This is a genomic window from Bdellovibrio sp. (genome assembly GCF_036384735.1).
In the GTDB taxonomy this organism is placed as follows: Bacteria; Bdellovibrionota; Bdellovibrionia; order Bdellovibrionales; family Bdellovibrionaceae; genus Bdellovibrio.
This window is the reverse complement of the sequence record NZ_DASVLT010000045.1, coordinates 24,713-43,341: the sequence shown is the minus strand read 5'-3', so window position 1 is coordinate 43,341 and position 18,629 is coordinate 24,713. Positions and strand designations below refer to the sequence as shown.

At 43.7% G+C, this 18,629-nt stretch carries 14 protein-coding genes; 4 read left to right on the top strand and 10 right to left on the bottom strand.

Annotation, left to right across the window (positions count from 1 at the left end):
* The first annotated feature begins 20 nt into the window (after positions 1 to 20).
* Positions 21 to 1,373: a rhodanese-like domain-containing protein gene (locus tag VF412_RS12755; protein WP_331339636.1), complete on the top strand. Its 1,353-nt coding sequence runs from the start codon at positions 21 to 23 to the stop codon at positions 1,371 to 1,373.
* Here the strand turns inward: VF412_RS12755 and VF412_RS12750 are convergent, their stop codons facing one another.
* Together VF412_RS12750 and VF412_RS12745 are read right to left on the bottom strand one after the other, a co-directional pair.
* A complete protein-coding gene (locus VF412_RS12750) occupies positions 1,374 to 2,591 on the bottom strand; it encodes a DUF1513 domain-containing protein (RefSeq protein WP_331339635.1) in 1,218 nt (405 codons plus the stop codon). It abuts the gene before it with no gap.
* Positions 2,592 to 2,753: 162 nt separating this feature from the next.
* Entirely contained in the window at positions 2,754 to 4,301 is a 1,548-nt protein-coding gene (locus tag VF412_RS12745; RefSeq protein ID WP_331339634.1) for a phospholipase D family protein, read from the bottom strand.
* A gap of 146 nt (positions 4,302 to 4,447) precedes the next feature.
* On the opposite strand from VF412_RS12745, the gene VF412_RS12740 reads away from it, so the two are divergent.
* On the top strand, positions 4,448 to 7,255 hold the full coding sequence (locus VF412_RS12740; protein ID WP_331339633.1) for a hypothetical protein: 2,808 nt from the start codon (positions 4,448 to 4,450) through the stop codon (positions 7,253 to 7,255).
* 28 nt (positions 7,256 to 7,283) lie between these two features.
* Here VF412_RS12740 and VF412_RS12735 read toward each other — a convergent pair whose 3' ends face one another.
* The 7 genes from VF412_RS12735 to VF412_RS12705 all read right to left on the bottom strand — a co-directional run bounded on the left by VF412_RS12735 (position 7,284) and on the right by VF412_RS12705 (position 14,188).
* Positions 7,284 to 7,982, bottom strand: coding sequence for an RNA pseudouridine synthase (locus VF412_RS12735; protein WP_331339632.1), 699 nt, complete (start codon positions 7,980 to 7,982; stop codon positions 7,284 to 7,286).
* 66 nt (positions 7,983 to 8,048) lie between these two features.
* Positions 8,049 to 8,771, bottom strand: coding sequence for a hypothetical protein (locus tag VF412_RS12730; protein WP_331339631.1), 723 nt, complete (start codon positions 8,769 to 8,771; stop codon positions 8,049 to 8,051).
* A gap of 29 nt (positions 8,772 to 8,800) precedes the next feature.
* The gene (locus tag VF412_RS12725; RefSeq protein ID WP_331339630.1) at positions 8,801 to 9,253 is read right to left on the bottom strand and encodes a DUF3761 domain-containing protein; all 453 of its coding nucleotides are present in this window, start codon (positions 9,251 to 9,253) and stop codon (positions 8,801 to 8,803) included.
* 259 nt (positions 9,254 to 9,512) lie between these two features.
* Positions 9,513 to 10,037, bottom strand: a complete 525-nt coding sequence (locus tag VF412_RS12720; protein ID WP_331339629.1) for a DUF2231 domain-containing protein — start codon at positions 10,035 to 10,037, stop codon at positions 9,513 to 9,515.
* A gap of 169 nt (positions 10,038 to 10,206) precedes the next feature.
* Entirely contained in the window at positions 10,207 to 12,687 is a 2,481-nt protein-coding gene (locus VF412_RS12715; protein ID WP_331339628.1) for an alpha/beta hydrolase family protein, read from the bottom strand.
* Positions 12,688 to 12,729: 42 nt separating this feature from the next.
* The gene (locus VF412_RS12710; RefSeq protein ID WP_331339627.1) at positions 12,730 to 13,497 is read right to left on the bottom strand and encodes a PHP domain-containing protein; all 768 of its coding nucleotides are present in this window, start codon (positions 13,495 to 13,497) and stop codon (positions 12,730 to 12,732) included.
* Positions 13,481 to 14,188 carry a lysophospholipid acyltransferase family protein gene (locus VF412_RS12705; RefSeq protein WP_331339626.1) on the bottom strand — a complete coding sequence of 236 codons (708 nt, stop codon included), beginning with the start codon at positions 14,186 to 14,188 and terminating at the stop codon, positions 13,481 to 13,483. The genes VF412_RS12710 and VF412_RS12705 overlap by 17 nt, the downstream gene beginning before the upstream one ends.
* 114 nt (positions 14,189 to 14,302) lie before the next feature.
* Here VF412_RS12705 and VF412_RS12700 point away from each other — a divergent pair, with 114 nt between their 5' ends.
* Both VF412_RS12700 and VF412_RS12695 read left to right on the top strand, forming a co-directional pair.
* A complete protein-coding gene (locus tag VF412_RS12700; protein ID WP_331339625.1) occupies positions 14,303 to 15,253 on the top strand; it encodes an arginase family protein in 951 nt (316 codons plus the stop codon).
* The gene (locus VF412_RS12695) at positions 15,192 to 16,031 is read left to right on the top strand and encodes a GNAT family N-acetyltransferase (RefSeq protein ID WP_331339624.1); all 840 of its coding nucleotides are present in this window, start codon (positions 15,192 to 15,194) and stop codon (positions 16,029 to 16,031) included. The genes VF412_RS12700 and VF412_RS12695 overlap by 62 nt, the downstream gene beginning before the upstream one ends.
* A 16-nt stretch (positions 16,032 to 16,047) precedes the next feature.
* Here VF412_RS12695 and VF412_RS12690 read toward each other — a convergent pair whose 3' ends face one another.
* Positions 16,048 to 18,627, bottom strand: coding sequence for an erythromycin esterase family protein (locus VF412_RS12690; protein ID WP_331339623.1), 2,580 nt, complete (start codon positions 18,625 to 18,627; stop codon positions 16,048 to 16,050).
* Positions 18,628 to 18,629: the final 2 nt, after the last annotated feature.

Genomic DNA, 18,629 nt, shown 5'->3' with positions numbered 1-18,629 from the left:
TTATTGTCGGAGAAAAGATCATGCGCATTCGGAGTGTCTCAATAGTTTTAATTCTGGTCAGTGTTGTTGGCGCTGCTGGAATTTTCTATTATAAAAGAAGCATATTGCTGCATAAAACTTCGTGTGACTTCGTAAAGGCGAAAGTCGTTTTCCTAAATGACGCGCATTTGGGTTCACTGATGTCTCAAACTGCTCACGCGGTTTTGATTCCCGAGGGCGAGGCTCGATGCCTTCCGAACTCATACAAAGGCTTTGTCGAATTCTATTCTTTTCGCGCACCCCTCTTTATCCCATTTTCATTCACACATCGTTTGGACTTAACTTTGCAAAAAGATCGTGAATTGCAAAGTTTGAAATATTTTTTGAGTGATTCTGAAAATCTCAAAGTCCTTGGGTATAAGAACGCTCAGGATGCGGTTTCCGATCTTAAAAGAATTTATGGAGCTGAAGTCGACAGGGAAAAATTCGCGTGGATTGGAGTCAGTGCCAATGCTATTAACTGGGTCCGTGATGTGAGCGGGGTGCCAATAATTCATCCTATTGCGAAAGTTATTGATAAGGCTCAGCTGCAAGATTTGCTCAAGACATCTAAAATTCAGATAGTTGATCTGCGCGAAGCGAATGAGACCGAAGAGTCTTCTATTCCAGGAAGTTTACGCTTTAAAGATTTGCCCGCTCGTTTGCATATGCGGGCCGAGGAGCCAAAGGATTTAAAAATCTTCGAATCTTTAAGTGCCCATGTCTCGAAGGATTTGCCGGTCGTTCTTTATACGAATAACGAGACCGACTATGCGGCTTACAATACCGCGACGGCCCTGCGTGTGCTGGGATATCAAAGTGTTTCTATTTATCGAGGTGGTCTTGATGAATGGAAAAATAAAAGAATCATTGTCCCGACTCAAAGTCCGGTGCGAGTCGTGAGTGCTTATGATTTGTTACAACTAAGCCGTACCCAAAAATTACTTTTCATCGACGTTCGTAGTCTTTACGCGTTTAACTTCTATCATATTAAAGATGCAAGACGGGTGACGGTCGGGGATTATCTAAATAACAAAGCCATTCTTAGTCTTCTTAATGTCTTTCCTGGAACCACTCCGGTCATCGTAGGGCAGAGTGAATACGATTGGCGCCCCTATAAAGTTTTGACCAGCATTCTGAGGTCCAAGCCATCACTAGCAAAAAATATCTTGTGGTATCGCCAAGGACTTAGCGATGCAGAGTTTTTTAATACTCAACGTAAGGACTTGGCGGACTCGGAACGCCTACCGATGGAAGGTACTAAAACTTCGGCCAGTCTGAATGATAGAGATACTGATGACACTCCTCGGAAACCACGTAAGGTGGGTGATTTTGAAAGCCAGGAAGATCAGTAATTATGTGAATGGCCAGATAATCTCGGTGCCGTGAGAACCAAACCCGAACCAGTTGTGCATCTCAGGCGCGAGTGATTTATAGAAGACTGGCAGTTGATTGATATTTTTGTCTTTGACCGAATAAAGCATAAATGGCGCAGTATCGCCGGATGCTGGTGATAATAAAAGCCAGTTGGGATCTGGCAATTGAATCGCGGCCTTAAAGTAAACTCCGTCGATGACCTTCAAAACTTGCCCCTTATCAATGTCGACGATGACGACCTTGTGACAGTCGGGAATGGTTACCAAAGCTTCACGAGTGCCTTGAATCAATCGAACGCTTAAGGATTCACCATAGGCATTTTTTAAAAGAGCATCGCTCTTTGCTAAATTCTTTACCTGAGCATTATCGAAGATAGCGAAGGTTGTTGGTGACTCACCATGGTCTACTTTTCCCTGCATGCCAATACTAAGAAATTTATGATCGTCGAGATTTAGAAAGTGCGACATGCCGTTAAAGTCAGACGCTTCGTGTGTTTCAAGGACCTGGCCGCTTTCTAAGTCAATGCGGCTCAAGTTTGATTTTTGTGATATCGTGCTGTCGTATTTTCGAGAGTCTGATTTTGAAAAGCGACCCACATTGGAAATCCAATGAGTTTTTCGGTCCTTTGCAAGTTGCAAGTCATGAGGATAAAGACCATTCGAAATTTGTGTGCCCAAAAGGGTAATTTTTTTTGCATCATAAACAAGTATAGTCCCACGACCTTTATTGTAATCCATGGCGCTGATATAAAGCTTGTCCAGGTCCGCAGAAAAAGCCCCGTGTCCAAAGACATTCACGCCTTTCGGGATTGGAAGAGCGGTTGTTTTTCCCGAAGCGACATCGAGGTGAACGGCGTTAGTTCCCCATTTTTGAATGGCAAAGAAGTGTTGGATATTTCCAGGGTTTTGAACCACCTGATGGGGAGTAAAACTTGTGGGAAAGGATTTGAAATGTGTTCCTGCGAAATTGCCTAATCGTATACTGCCTGGTTGATCCTCACGAGTGGCAGCATATCCGTGTCCGATACCTTTTTCCTTTCTTCCATCGGCAATGGCAAAGCCTTTGGTTTTAAACTCGCTGTTTTGAGTATGGGTGATAAGATTTGCGGCCATAGCCAAGGGCTTGGGCAGTAAAGAAGCGGCTGACAGGCCGCCAAGAAGGCTTAATAGTTCGCGACGATTCCAGAGTTCCTTCATCTCTTTATCATTGCGAATGTTATTTCACTTTACGAGCAAAAATACAAATCAACCCGACCGTTGTCCCAAAACAATTCAGCTCTAATGTTCCAAAACTTCCTATAGAATGCGAAAAGCAGATTTAGTTAGATGAAGTGGGTTTTCGCTTTTGTTGTGGAATATTTAAAGTTCGTCAATGGGGACAAAGATGGATAAGAACTCTGCCTTAAAGCGTTTCCAAAAGGACGTGTCAGGTTCATTCGTGTAATCGATGAGTTGACCTTGCTCGACTGTTTCCCAATGCAAGTCATTGTTTTTATCAAGAGTCAGCTTGTAGGAGGTCTTGGGAAGGTTGTTAAAGAAGTGGTCTGCAAAATCCGACGCAAAGGCAGGACTGTGAACCACAACGCCCATTTCGCTATTAAGTTCCATAGATCTTGGGTCCAGATTCATTGAGCCCACGAAGATATTTGTTCTGTCGAAAACGAAGACCTTTCCATGAAGCCCAGATTGGGCTGATGAGCTGGCGCCGATTCTTTTATTTTTCGGCAAGGTGGAAAGCTTTGGTTTTAATTCATACAAGTGCACTCCGGCTTTCAATAAGGACTTTCGTGAACCTTTGTAGCCTCCAAATACGGTTGTTTGATCACTTGATGCCAGCGAGTTCGTTAGAACTGTGACTTGGACTCCGCGCATTTGTAAAGTCATCAGACTTTGTTCGCCGGGAGTACGCGGAACAAAGTAAGGTGAAATCAGAATAAGTTCTTTCTTTGTTTCGTTAATTAAAGGCCTTAGTTGAATTCGCAGTGTCTTGACTTTTTTGTCGGTGCTTTGGTGAAGCTTTTCTGGCGGGTCATACATGACATCGGCCTTTGCCCAATAGATTGCCGCTCTCTCTTTTAAAAAGAAATGTTGATGAATAACGTCTCTTAAGGTGTCTTCGTATTCGGTGGATTGCGCTTGATAATAAGCATCCTCCGTTGTTTTGCGAAGGGCTTCAAATTCCTCTGTCGTCGGATGATAGCTTTTTGTAATGGAATCTATAGGGTAGGCAATATCACTATTCCAATACGTATCAAATTCCTTTGAAAGAGCTTGCACGGTGGGCCCGGCCACCCATAAATCGAAATCGCCGAAATTAATTTCTTCACTGGCCCAGAAGTATTCATTGCCAATATTTCGACCTCCAACGACTGCGACCTCATTGTCAGCGATAAAAACTTTGTTATGCATGCGATGGTCGACCTGGGAAAATCTTCCCAAGTCGAGCCATCGAGCCCCTCGATTGGCGAAAGGATTCACCAGCCTAATTTTGATGTTAGGATGCGTATTCAACACGGCGAGGTTTTTTTCGTACTGTCCTTGATTGAGATCATCTAAAAGAATTCGAACTCGTACACCGCGATCTGCGGCTTTTAAAACATAATACATCATAAGGTGGCCGGTCAGATCGTTTTGCCAAATATAATACTGCAAATCCAAACTGTGATCCGCTGCTGCTGTTGATGCAAGTCGGGCCAATAAACCTGCTTGTCCTGTAATCAGAGGGGAAAAAGCGGATTCATCAGGGCCATGATTTTTTTTAAGCCGCTCATTCAAAGCCTTTTCTATGCGTGTATTTGGTAAAGGATCCAAGGCATACGAAATGGGACGATCGGGATGTTTTGGCAGAGTACTGCATCCTGAAATAAGCACCAGGCATAGAAAAAACGCCAGAGATATGTTTCCCATGCATTTGATTGTCGCTTGAGTTTTTGCATTCCCTCAACATGCAACCTTACATATTGCTTCCCAGGGTTTCCTTGTTGCGGCGCTCTCTGTTTTTTAATGATTTTATAAATCAAACAAAATATCGTTCTTCTCTGGGGAGAATCTCGATGAAGGTTTTTTTGTTCGTTGGTTTGTTGTTTGTGTCTTCTGCATCCTATGGGGCTTTGGATCTTATGCAAAGCTCGCCATCCATTAAGTGGGAAACTATCTCGAATGATTCTGTCGAATTGATTTATCCTGATTATCTTGGTGTGGAATCAGTTTATATCGCGAATCTTGTGGAACATTACTCAAAGGTCGTGGGGCAAACCTATGGAATTCAAAAACCTCAAAAATTCGATTTGATCATTCGTCCCGAGTTGGCAGAGCCCAATGGCTATGTGACCTTGATGCCTCGTCGCAGTGAATGGTATGCCTCATCGATGTTTTCTCCTTATGTGGGATCGACCGAGTGGTATCAAACTTTGTCGATTCATGAATATCGCCACGTGAATCAATTTGACTATTTCAATCGCAATGGAGCAAAGCTTCTTTACTACGTCATGGGGGATTTCGGTCGTGAAGTTGCTTTATTCCTCGCAGTTCCTTCTTGGTTTATGGAGGGGGATGCAGTTTGGACTGAAACGAAGTACACGGATGGTGGACGAGGTCGTTCACCAAGATTTTTAGCGCGTCTAAAGGGCTTGGTCACAAGTGGGCAGATTCCGACTTTTGATCAATTCCTAAATGGCACTTACAAGACATCACTTCCGAATCAATATGTGTACGGCTATGCGCTGGTCTCTTATGGAGTCAATAAATACGGTGAAGAGCTCTGGCCAAGAGTGCTCGAACGAGCATCAAGAATTCCAAACCCGTTTGGACTCTACAATGCTTTTTGGCATGTCACGGGGGAGACCTTCGCGCATTTCTATGACGAGGCGATGAATGACTTGAGAACTCGCTGGAGCAAAGATGCTTCTCAAAATGAAAACATCGTCGATTATCGCGATAATCTTGCGCCATTCAAAGTGGGCGACGCTATTTATTATGTGAATCAAACATTGGATACACCGGCCGTTTTGTATAAGGAAGAAAAAGGGAAGACTACAGAAGTTGCAGAGCTTGCGTATTACAAAGAGCTGATCGGCCTTAATATCGGCAAAAATAAAGCGGTCTATACTGAGTTTCTGCCTGACAAACGTTATCTTAATAAGGGCAGTTCTGATTTAATTTTGATCGATCTCGAGAGCGGGCATCGTTCGAAAATCACAGATGGCGAAAGACTCTACTTCCCCGGCTTTAACGCTTCTCAGACAAAAATCATGGCCACAGACTTCAAGGCTGATCAAAGCTGGAATATTTCTGAATTTGATTTGAATGGAAAGATTTTGCAGTCCTTCAGTTTGTCCGAAGGAAAAATTGCTCAGGCTCATTACCTCGACGATGACCATGCAGTTGTCCTGCTAAACTCAAAGACAGGCTATAAATCCTTGGTCGTTGTCGATCTAAAGAGCCATCAAATCACGAAAACCTTGCTGGAGCCTTCGCGGAATCTTTTGAATTCACTTTATGTCGACTCAAAAAATAATTTGTTCTTTGAAGCTCAATACAAGGGCTCTACCGATATTTTCAAAATGAGTGATGACGGTTTTTCTCGTTGTACAGAATCCCGGTTGGGCGCTTATATGCCGTCTTCGGACGGGAAAAGTCTTTACTATAGCGACATGGATAGCTATGGGTCTCATATTGCAGTTCAAAGCTTAGAGGCGTGTCACCACTTCGAGAAAAATGAACTGGTTGATTTTCATTATCTTGGGACAGGACCCTCAGATAACTATAATGAATTCTCTATTCAATCTTTTCCAGACCAAGAGACTCTGTTCACGGCAGACAAAGAAAAGTATCAGCCGAAACCCTATGGCGATTTTGATTCGCGGCTTTTGATTCCTCATACGTGGGGTCTTTATTTTGGAAGAGGGGCCGGCTTGGGTTTCCAATCAGATAACTTTCTTCGCACCCTCAGTGCGTCTGGTTTGGTGGGAACAGACCCGGAAGAGGGACAATCGTTTGCAGGTTTAAGTTTTGATTTTAAAAAGTTTTATCCTCTTTTTAATATTCAGGCGGGTGTTCGTCATCGTGAAGTCAGCGAGTTTGAAACTTCTGACAAGTTAGACTGGAAAGAAAACTTTTTCGGTGCTTCGATGACATTGCCGTATTTGAAGAAGATGGGGCTTTATAATCTGACGGCCTATGCAACTGGCGAAGCAAATTATACAGATGCTTCAGAATATCAGTTCAACAATGTCGATATGAGCGGAAGCAATTATTTCTACAAAACATCCGCATCGGCAGGTTTTTCGTGGAACAAAGACAAACATGCACGGTCGATCTTATCCCCTTGGCTTTTGAGTTATCAAATTCGTTACGACGATGCGAAGCAGCCAACAAACTCACAGGAGTCGTCATATCGTATCTTTGAAGAGGCCATACTGAATACACCCAGCATTTTTGCCAATGATGGCTTTATGTTTGTCTACGATCACCAACGTCAAGAGGATGATCCACAGTCTTATCGATTCTTGCCGGTTGAAAACTTTCCGAATGGCTACGTGTTCTCTCGGGGGTATGCGTATCAGAATGTTCCGGAATATCAAAAGTATTCTGCGAATTACGTTTTTCCAGTGGCATATCCAGATTGGAATATTCCGAATTGGTATTATCTAAGACGAGTGTACTCGACATTCTTCTTTGATTCGACTTTTGTTACGGATCAGCTTCTTCACGATACGTTGAACAGCTATGGTGCAGAGATTGAATTGGAATCCGTGGTATTTAGGCTTGTGCCATTGACTTTCGGGGCTCGCATTCTTGAAAAAATGAAGAATGATGAGACTAAAGTGGAAGGTTTTGTCGCTTTGAACGTCACATACTAAGAACAGGCTCGTCAGTTTTTTGACGAGCTTAATATTCGTAGTCAATAAGATTGCGGAAGTAGGCGGGCGCAGAAGCTTTAAAGGTCATTCGTTTCTTACTGTGGGGATGAGTGATCTCAAGCTCTGCAGAGTGTAAGCACAGGTTTTTAAAATTCGATTTGCCCTTGCCATATTTTTCGTCTCCAACAATCGGATGACCTTCACCGGCTAAATGCACGCGAATTTGATTCTTTTTTCCCGTCAATAAATTGATCTTAAGAAGGCTGAACTTATCCGTTTCCTTAACGACAGAATATTCCGTGATGGCAAGTTTTCCTTCTTCTGAAGTTTTGCTCGAATGAACGACGTAATCTTCATCTTCACTTAAATAGCTTTGAATAGTACCGCTCTTCTTTTCCATGCGGCCATGAACGATGGCATAATACGTTTTGATCGTGCTCTTCCAGTTATTTTTTAAAAACTGCTGAACCTCTTCGGTTTTGGCGAATATCAGAATTCCGGATGTGGCTTGATCCAAACGATGAACCACATACACACATTTTGTCGAGCGGGGATTGCCCTTACGAACCCATTGATTCAACAAGTTGTGAACCGTATTTTCTTTTTCCCATAAAGCTTTAACGGTTAAAATGCCCGGGGCTTTGTTGCCGACAATGATATCTAAGTCGTCATGAAGAATTTCAAAGCCTTTAGGCTGATATTTTTTTGGGATTTTTTTGTTGGTCAAGGGGCACCCTTTCAAATGAGGTGCCCAGGGCATCTCTGCAATTTTTTAGCAGAAGTCGGTCTAAATTCAAAGTGGAATCGCCAAAGTTACAGAGGTATTCCATCCCCCAAAGTGATTTTGCGCATCGAAATCCCCAGAGTTTCTTAAACTGACGGACCATCTATCCTGATACATAGGAAATAAATACCCGAATTGATAGCCTACGGTGACGGCGCTGGCTCTAAAATCACCGATCAAGACTCCAGACCCTGGATCAGTAGACAGTTGATGACAATAGCAACCGATGAGACCCAGGAAAAAATCCTTCGATAGATATTGTGAAATGCTCACATCCAGATGGATATCAGTTTCATTTTGACTTGGATATATATTTGCAAAATTCAATATCATTCCCAACGCAGCAGAAATCTCGAGGCCAGTTAGTGAGTCAGAGTAAGTATAATTGGCGTTAAGATCGATAATCGAGTGCACGAAACCCACATTGGAGGGAGTGATGCTATCGTAGTAACTGGCAAATGGATTGAAGCTTCCATTGAAAGAATAGCTATTTAAGCCTTCATCCCATTTAAGCGAAGCCGTTGGATAGAGGTCGTTTCCAAAATTGGGAGTGATTATGAACTCTCTATCAAAGGTCGAACCTTGAAAACTTATATTGGCATCGGTCGTTGCATTATTTCCTTTGTGCTCAGCGAGCGCAAAACCGATTTCGCTTTCGTTGGCATTGGCAAATAATGCTATTGCCGTCGCAACTAAGAATGCGACGATCTTTGTAGTAGATGAGATCATCATGGAGCGTCTCCATCATCAATGAACGTTAGCTACTTACTGCATGGCTTGTTGTGATCGGCACGTGCCCCTTGAGCGATTGCATCGTTTTCGCTCATATACACGCCATGTTTTGTCGTTCCGTAGTAACGAGCTCCAGGGCAGTGATAAACCTTCGAGTCAGTATTCACCCATACTTGCCCGGCACCTCCGGCAGAGGCGGTATTGCGTGATGATCTTTTAGAGTAAGAGGAGCTCTGTTGTTGAGGCTGACTGGCAGGAGGCCCCATCGGCGCGGAGGAGGTCTGGGGAGCCGATGCTTCACTCGTCGTTCCGTACCATTCTTTAATGCCACCGTGATGAGAGCAGGCACCGCGCTTTGTAGAGCCTGAATAATAACTTCCATCTTTGCATTCTGCTGTCGAGCCAGCAGGTGCCGTTGCTGCATAAGCTGCACTCATAAATCCGGTCATCGCAAGTGCCGCAAATAAATTGAGACATTTCATAGAGACCTCCGATTGCAGTTAGTGTGGTTTTCTTCGAAGAAAATTTCAACGTACTACCCTGTGTGAAGGAACAAAGGTGTTAAAAGACTTTTTAATACAGTTGTAATCTCCGTCGGTTTTTATGTGGCCTTCCAGTGTCAAAAGCCATCACACGTTTTTCGCAAGAACCTTCTTCCAAAAACTCGGGTGCGATTGGAATAGCAGAAGATTCTAAATAAAAAAGAGAAGACCGTCGTTGAGACGGTCTTCTCTTCTGAAGTCAGTGATACATAACCGGTGGTTCTTTGTGTTGAGGTTCTTTCTCGTACTCATCTTGAAGATGTTCTTGTTCGGGGCTCATAGATACACCCACTTTATGGACACCAATCATGATCCATCCATAATAACCAGCTCCTAACAAAGATACGCAGCCCAGTCCCGTCAAAACCAAAGGAGGATTCAGAGAGGCTACGGGAGTGTCCCAACTTCCGTTGATAACATAGGCGCTAATGCCAAACAGGCCCAGCGTCACGAGATTCAAGCACATATGAATTAAACCATCGGTCTTTGCAGCCGTTTTATTTGGAATAGCAATAGCCCAATCAATGAAGCCCGGAATAGCTGCTAGCAAAGCGGCTGCAACGGCCACCATGTTGGAAAAAAATCCGAGCTTGTACCAGAAGATTCCTGCATCAGAAAAATTATAGATGGCAAAGGCAATGAAAGTGAGCAAATAGAAAGTAATTGGAAAAGCGACGAGCATGGGATGAATAGGGTGCTGTTTGATCGCGACCTTGCTGTACATAAAGCCTCCTTATTGAGATAGCTCTATTATAAAATCGCGAAGAGGGGTATACAGAGAAATCCAAAGCTCTGCAAACATGCATGTATAGGTGGGACGAGCTCTGGATCTTACTCTAGGAATAAAGAATAAATAGATTCATTTGCGCTGTTAGAAAACAGCGCCGCCCTATTTATTTTCCGGAATTTTTAACGTACTTATCAAACCATCTGAGCATTTCGTAGATTTCTTGCTCATTAGATTCACGCGCAGAGTACCAGTGAGGTTCGTGAGGCAACATGACAAGTCTTACAGTTCCCCCGTTGGCGCGAATGGCTTCATAAAGGAAATTTGCTTGCATTGGTGTTGTGCCAGGATTTGCGTCATCAGCGCCGTGCATGATCAACAATGGAGTTTTCATTTTATCTGCAAAGAAGAACGGCGAAACTTTTTGGTAAACCTCAGGAGCTTCCCAAACTGTTCTGCGCTCATTTTGGAATCCAAATGGCGTCAAAGTTTTATTATAAGAACCACTGGTTGCGACACCGGCTTTGAAAAGATCCGAATGGGCCAAAAGATTTACTGTCATCAAGGCACCGTGGCTATGTCCTGTCACGCCAATGCGAGCGGGGTCGGCGACACCTAATTTAACAGCCTCATCAACGGCCGCCTTTGCGTCAGCGACAAGTTGGTCCATGTAGTTGTCGTAAGCTCTTTTTGGATCTCCGACGATAGGGAAGGCGGCACGGTCAATAATCGCATAACCCGCCATCAAAAGAAGACGATAGTCACGCAATCTTGTGAAGGTATTCTGAGATCCTGTGATCTGTCCTGCTTTAGAAGCATCAGCATAATCCAAGGGATAAGCATACAAAATCGTTGGCACTCGAGTGCCTTCTTTATAGCCTGGCGGTGTATAAAGAGTGAAAGACAAATCCATTCCATCAGCGCGCTTGTATTTTACGAGACGTTTTTTGATGTCTCGAATTTGCGGAGTTGGATCTTGCAAATGAGTGACCGCTATGCGAGTCGAAGTATAAGTCGCCTCTCCTTGAGGTGCTTTGACTTCTTTGCCCAATGTATGTTTGAAAACATTCGGAACGTCCACTTGGGTTTGATGCCAAGTCAGGAATGTGTTTTCGTTATTCTCGTCAGGAAATCCAAAGAATTGTTCGTACTCTGATTTGTCGCTACGGAATAAACGGTCTGATTTCAATGTGACAAGATCAAGCTTATCAAGGAAAGGACGGTCACCTTCCATTGAAGAGCCCTTGCCTGACATAAAGATCGCGTTTTGATTTTGACGAACAACCACGGAGCCATTTTTTAAGACTTTATAAACAGGCTGACCTGGATCCGCGTATTCTTCATCGCTTGAAAGATCCCAAAGAAGTTTTCTCGGTTGCTCTGGCTTATCGACATTGACGATAAAGGTTTTTACCCAATGTTTATTTTCGTCGTATTCATAAAGTAAAGTCGTGTCATGTTTTTCTAACCACGCAAAACCCGAGTAACGTTGCTCTGTTCTGAAGATCTCTTTGGGCTCATTTTTAAATGGAGCAGAAGCCATCATAATTTTATCACGGTTTGGAACTTTCACATTCCAGTCACCCGCGTCCAAGGCTTCAGCCCAGATCAATGTTGCTGGGTCATGAGGTCTCCATGAAAAGTCACGAGGTCCCAATGGTTCGCCATGAATAGGAACGCGGTCTGCCAAGGGAAGGTCCGCGATCAGGTGATGAGATACTTTTCTAAGATTGGAAATATCCAATACTTCCACTTTTTGTGGAAAGCGGCTGTAAGTAACAATATAAGAATAAGGTCTGACAACTTTCATCGTCAAAAGATGAATGCCGTCAGGGGCAATATGCAATCTTTCATAAAGAGCGGGTTTTTCAAACTCAGTGACCTTGCCATTGATATCGACGATTGCAAGTTGTGAGGTCCCATAATAATCAAAAAGCTTTTCATCATTTTTGTTATTAAGTGTGTCGCGTTTTTCATAAGTACTACTTTGACCTTTTTGGCCATTAGATTCTTGAATGCTTGGGCCCGTTAAAGCTTGAACCACCTTTGGCGCAGGTCCCAAATTTTTTGGTACAAGTTTTACCAACAGATGTTTCTGATCTGGCATCCATTGAACATCGTTGCCGAACATTTGATTCAATTTTACATGAGGAACTTTTGAAATCTTCGCTGTTTGTGCATCACCCAACCAAAGCTCAACCGCCGTGGCAGTTCTATTTCTTAAGAAGAAGCGTTTGCCATCAGCACTCCATTGAGGGGCATCCGCACATGCAAGTCTTGAAATATCAACTTTCTTTTCGCTGCCGTCTGCAACTTTCACAAGTGAAACTGTTTGTGCGCAAGCGGGAATGCCATAACCACCAGCGGTATCATGCTTGCTGTGATTGCCCGGCTCAACACGAACACCGGCAAGTCGCAAGAAAGGCTCGGCCACTCGCTCTATAGACGGGTAATCCTGCATTGAAACCAGCAGGATGCGATCTGATGTAGGACTCATTCTTGGAAACGGCGATGGCGGTGCCTGCATCACATCAAGAATTTCTTTCGGCGGTTTATCATAACCCGAGGTGGCTTGCGCTACACCTGCTGTTAAAAGAATGCTGAATAGGATCCAATTTCTGTGAGAGTGAAACTTCGAATATGACATCAAACAATCACATCATATTCCCGTAGGATTTCATCTTTTAATTCAAGGAGTCGAGGTTTTTTCGCGATGGAAGTCCTGGGTGAAAAGGACGCCTGTGGGGGCATATTGAGTCGGTGTGTTTGAATCCAAGAAGAAGTCAATCCGCTGTCTGCGAATAGCGTCAAAAACGGCCTTCTGAGTTTTCTCGGTATAAATCTTACTCTTCCATGAATTAAAATGGCCAAGATGATGAAGGTCGCTGTTTGCAATGACAGGCAAACCTGAATTTAAAACTTCAGGAACCATCTTCTTGCGATAATTCATTTCCCAGGCATCAATCAGATGCTTCAGCTTTTCCCGGCGTGACCAAAGATAGAAAGTTTGAAATTCAAAATCTCCAGTATGAAACGGGTGAGCGGCTATAGTCAGCGCACCTTTTGATTTTGCGATCTCAAGAATCTCTTCAACGGAAAGTTCTGGTTGAATGAACTCTTCAATTCCTAAAATCAAGATATGGGCAGATCTATGATTGATGAACGAATTTTTAGTGATTTCAAATCCAGGAATCACTAACATGTCGTAAAGCAACCAAGCGCGTTCTGCTTCCTTGCGAAGTGTTTGGATATATTCGGCGAAAGTCTCTTTTGAAAGACTGTAGCTAAGGCCATGACTGACTTTTCCAATCAGGTTGTTCTTTTCGCATAGATGGTCTGTGATGGCGATAGCGCCAAAACCCTGACTTCCGTAAAGATCGACGATTTCAGCAATGGACAACTTACCATCACTGAAGTTCGAATGAAGGTGTAGATCGCACTTAATTCCTGCTGGCATCGATAAACTCTCTTGTCCAGTTTTGCCAATATTCGCAATCTGCAATGGGATCTTTAATTTTCACGGGTTCATGAAATTCGATCTTTGCGTGAATGCGTTCGTGACCAAACAGGTTGTAAAGATGAAACGGCAGGAAGTCGTCATCAATATAAGCCACAGCTCGAAGTGGAGAATAAGAGATTCTGAATGGTTGAAAAGACAAATCTTGCTCGTGAGCGATTTCAAACGCTCCTTTGCGCCAAGATTTATTTTCGTAAAGACAGGTTGTTCCCGAAGGGAACAGGGCCACACGTTGCCCCTTTTCAAGGGCCTCCTGAATAGATTGGCGAGCCAGCCTTCTAGAGGAGCCACTTTCGCGTTTCACAAAAACTGTTTCTATTTTTTTGGCGGCATTACCGATGATCGGCCATGTGCCGATTTCTTCTTTAGCGACAAATGAAAGACCGCGCACCGAGCTCATTAATAGTGGAATATCGAGATAGCTGATATGATTTCCCAAGAAAAGCAGAGATTGTTGGTCAGAGATCGAGCCTGATATCTCGACGTTAACCTTAAGGCGGGATAGAAATTCCTGCGCCCATTGCACCTTAAGATCTTCAACACTTACATCAGGTTGTTTCGACTTCTGCAAATATTGATAAGTTCTTGCGAAGACGCTTACTGATTGAGTCAATGATGTGACAGCTTTCATGCCTTTACTATAGAGTGATTTTGCAGATGAAAATTGTTTTGATTGCGTCAAGACGAATGATCCTAACAAAACCATGACAAGACAAACCGGGAAATTCCTTTCACCCTATACCTAATGAAGGAAATCAATTTCTTAGGTCTTGGCTTCGAAGTGGGTCAAGAACAAAGCGGCCTTAAGATCTCTCACGAATACGTTCGTCAGCATTTTCCTTTCTTAAAAAGGCAAGGTCTGAAGATCGTGGACCGCGGAGAGATCTCGACTCACGATCCTCGTTCCACGAAAATACATTCCGCTCAGCAAGTTCATAAAGTCGATTGGAATCCTTATAAAGAGGCCTACTTTCAAATTCAGGAGCTACTGCAAAGACCAGAAGCTTTATTAAATTGGGGCGGAGACCACAGCGTGGCCCTTGCGACAGTGGGAGCCTTCTGTGCACAAAATCCTGAAGGGTATGTCGTGTGGATTGACGCTCACACAGATATCAACCTTCCAGAACATTCTTTAAGCGGCAATTTGCACGGGATGCCGCTTGCGATTTTATTAAATGTTCACAACATCGCGACAAAACATTTTCCTTGGTTAGGAAAAACCTTGTCGCCGGAAAACTTAATCTATGTCGGTGTTCGGGATCTGGATCCCTTTGAAAAAGAGATCGTCCAGCAACTAGGAATTCAAGCGTTCACGACGACGGATGTTCGCACGCAAGGAATGTCAAAGATCGCTCATCAGATTTTCGATAAAGTTGCGGGCAGACCAACCCACATCAGTTTTGATATTGACAGTCTTAGTCCAGAATTCGCTCCGGCGACAGGTGTGCCCGTTCAAGACGGATTAAGTCTTGAAGATATTGAAATTTTTGGACGGATATTTTGCAGACATCAAAAGCTACGCTCTGTCGATGTGGTGGAAATCAATCCGGCCATTGGCAGTGCTAACGATGTGGCAAAGACGTATTTCGCGGCATTGAAATTCTTGATGTCCATATTTTACCAAGGGGGAATCTATGATGGCATTAGTCGACCAACTCAAGCAATCAACTCAGCTTCGATGGAATCGCGTCCATAAGTTTAAAGCTAAAATCAATTTATATATTGAGGTGGGCTCTTATGTGATCAAAACTGCAGAGACTCCGCAAGAGTTGATCGAGAGCTTCCGTCTTCGTCACGAAGTATTCAATCAGGAATTCCGTGGCATGACTGGTTCGGGCTTAGATTTCGATAAGTTCGATTATTACTTCGACCATTTAGTTATTGTGCACAAAGATCTAAAAAAAATCATCGGTACATATCGTGTGAACTGCTCTAAGTTTTCCAAAATATCTTACACCGCAATGGAATTTGATTTGCAAAAATTTTTTGCAAATAACGAAGGACCCTTTTTAGAACTAGGCCGCGCGTGCATCCATAAGGATTATCGCAAGGGCTCTATTATCTCTTTATTGTGGCGTGGGATTGCTGAGTACATGAACTTAAGCGGTTCTAAAATTCTTTTTGGTTGTTCCAGCTTGAAAATAAATAATCCTCGAGAAGCCGCTTTGACCTATAAGTATTTGATGGATCAAGGCTTGATCACAAATAAGTATTCATGCCGTCCGACGAAGAAGTTTACAATGTCGCATTTTGAAAATTGGTTTGCCTATTTCCAAAAAGGTTTGAGTGAACATCAAGTGGCAGAGGCAGATGGCTTGATGCCGTCACTGCTTAAATCCTATATGAAGTTGGGTGCTCAGGTCGCTTGTGAGCCCGCTTTCGACGAAGAATTCGATTGCATTGATTTGCTGACAATCCTTCGTAAAGAGGATCTAGCGCAAAGCTTGGCGAACCGTTTCCAAGTGGTTCGCTAATGCTGCTTATGTAATTCTATAAACCTCCGGGCCAGGTCTCTGGAAATTCTAAGGTAGTGCTTTTGGTTTTCAGAGGCTGTATGGCGGTTGTTTCATCTACAAAGATAAAGGCGTCATATCTTTGTGCCGGAATGGTTGGCACATAGTTCAAAGCTTTATTTTCATGAGTAGGGTCATAAACGACTCCGACGGCTCGATGGCCGTAATTTCTTTTTCCAAGATGTCCCTCTCTTGCTTCTGCATCAAAGACGATACTAAAGCCCGGGGCCTTCAAATCTACTGCGGCTTTATGGCAGAACCACTCGAAAGAGGCCTCCTTGGCTTTTGGAAGAGTCATTTCTGTTTCTTGACCCTCCCAAGCATGTGCCGCCAAAACTTTTCCTTGATATGTGCCAAAACCAACTAAAGAAACGGCGTTAATTCCGAAGCGCTCTCTAGCAAGGCCTCCAAGATTGACATATCCCTGTGGGGCCATTTCTGTAGCATGGTAATCTCCGATGTGACTGTTGTGAGCCCAAACTATGCATTTGCTGTTGGGACCCGCTTTTTTTAAAAGCATGTCTAAGGTATCTGTCATGTGTCGATCTCGAACGTTCCAAGATTCAGGACCTCCAAATAGCATTCGACGATAGTAGTCTTCAGCATTAGTTACTATTCGTGCATTTTGTTGTGCGCTAAAAAGCTCTTCCTGAGTGTTATGTGTTTCGCTCAGGCGAAGACGTAGAAGTTTTCGCAGGATAGAGACAACCTCGTGGCGACAGCCCTCGGGGAATTGAAGCAAATGGCGCGCATATGCTTTTTCATCGCGCTGGAATGGATCCAAACAGGAATAGGCTCCTTCTACCGCTAACGCCAAATCTAAATCCTGTCTCTCAGCATAGGCCTTGACGGCATCAATAGACTCAAATAACGAGTAAACATCGAGACCATAGAAAGGAATTTCTTCTCTTTTTAAAAGCTCAATAAGCGATAGAACTTCGACATTGGCCCACATCCAAGTAGGCCATCGTGAAAAGTCTTTCAGTAAATCAGAGGCGCTGACATCAATCGTTTCTTTAATGTATTGATTGATACGCTCAAACTCTGGCCAGTCGCCTTCTGCCGCTATAAAATTGAAATCATATTCCTTTATGAGCCGTTCCGAGATGATGCGGCGAAGAGTATAGAATTCGTGAGTTCCGTGAGTCGCCTCGCCCAACATCACAATTCGCGAATGAGCAATACTTTCGATCAAACTATCAAGACTATTAATCCCTTGAAGAGGAACTGCTTTCTTCTTTAGTTCGGTGACGACCATTTCCTCGGGATGTTGAGCCGTAGCTGTCGGCAATTGATTTAGAAACCAAGCGGAAGCGTGTTCAACAACTTCAGACATCGCACCTTCTTCTTCAAAAAGGTGAGTTGCACCGGGTACAATAATCAGTTTGCACGATTTTATCTTTGTAGCGGCTTGACGGTTCAGAGTAAGAGTTGGCTCATCATTGCCTCCAACAATTAAAAGAGTTGGTGCCATGACATTTTGCAAACTGTCTCCGGCCAAATCAGGCCGTCCTCCACGGCTTACAACCGCAAAAATCTTCTGTGCACTTTGTGTGGCTGCCATCAAGGCCGCTCCAGCGCCGGTGCTTGCCCCAAAAAAACCGATTGGAAGGTTTTCTGTTTCCGGCATTCTAGCAACTGTTTCCGTCGCTAAATTAAGTCTGCGCGCCAAGAGGGGAATATTGAAAACATTAGCACGATTTTGGGACTCTTCTTCTGACAGAAGATCGAAAAGAAGAGTGCTTAAACCCATTTTGTTCAGCTCAGAGGCAACAAGTTGATTGCGTGGACTTTTCCGACTGCTGCCACTGCCGTGGGCAAAAATAATCAAACCTTTGCCGTTGGCGACAAGATTTAAGTCGCCCGTGAGGGACACTTTGTCATCTTCAATAGGGACTTCCATTTCTTGGATGACACTTGCCGTGCGCGTTTCTTCAAGCAGGCGAATGACTTCTTCGTCGGGAACTTGATCAAATTCATCATACCATAATCCGACAGCCAGGAAATTTTTTGGCGACATCAGGCAGATGACCTCGTCAGCTTCTTCACGTAACTTCTCTAAGCTTTCTGCGGGCGCAACAGGTAATGCAACAATAAGTCTGCCTGGATGATTTTTCCTTAAGATGCGCAAAGCAACGATCATGGTAGCTCCTGTCGCAAGACCGTCGTCGACCACGATGACATCTTTGCCCGCTATAGTTTCGGGACGTCTATTTCCACGGAATTTCTTGATTTGTTCGCGAATTTCCAATGCCTTTTGTTCACTTAATTTTCTCAAAACCGATTTTTCGATTTTCAGAGCTGCAATGGCTTCCTTATTATAGGCCGAAGTGCCATCTTCGCCGACAGCCCCAATGGCGTATTCTGCATTTCCTGGTGCGCCAATTTTTTTTGTCATCATCACATCAAGCGGGCATTGTAAAAGGCTGGCAATTTCATAAGCGACCGGAACTCCCCCTCGGGGAAGAGCGATCACCAGCGGATTTTGCAGTTTTAATTCGGAAATTTTTGCAGCTAAAAGTTGTCCGGCTTGAGATCTGTTTTCGAATCGTTCCATGA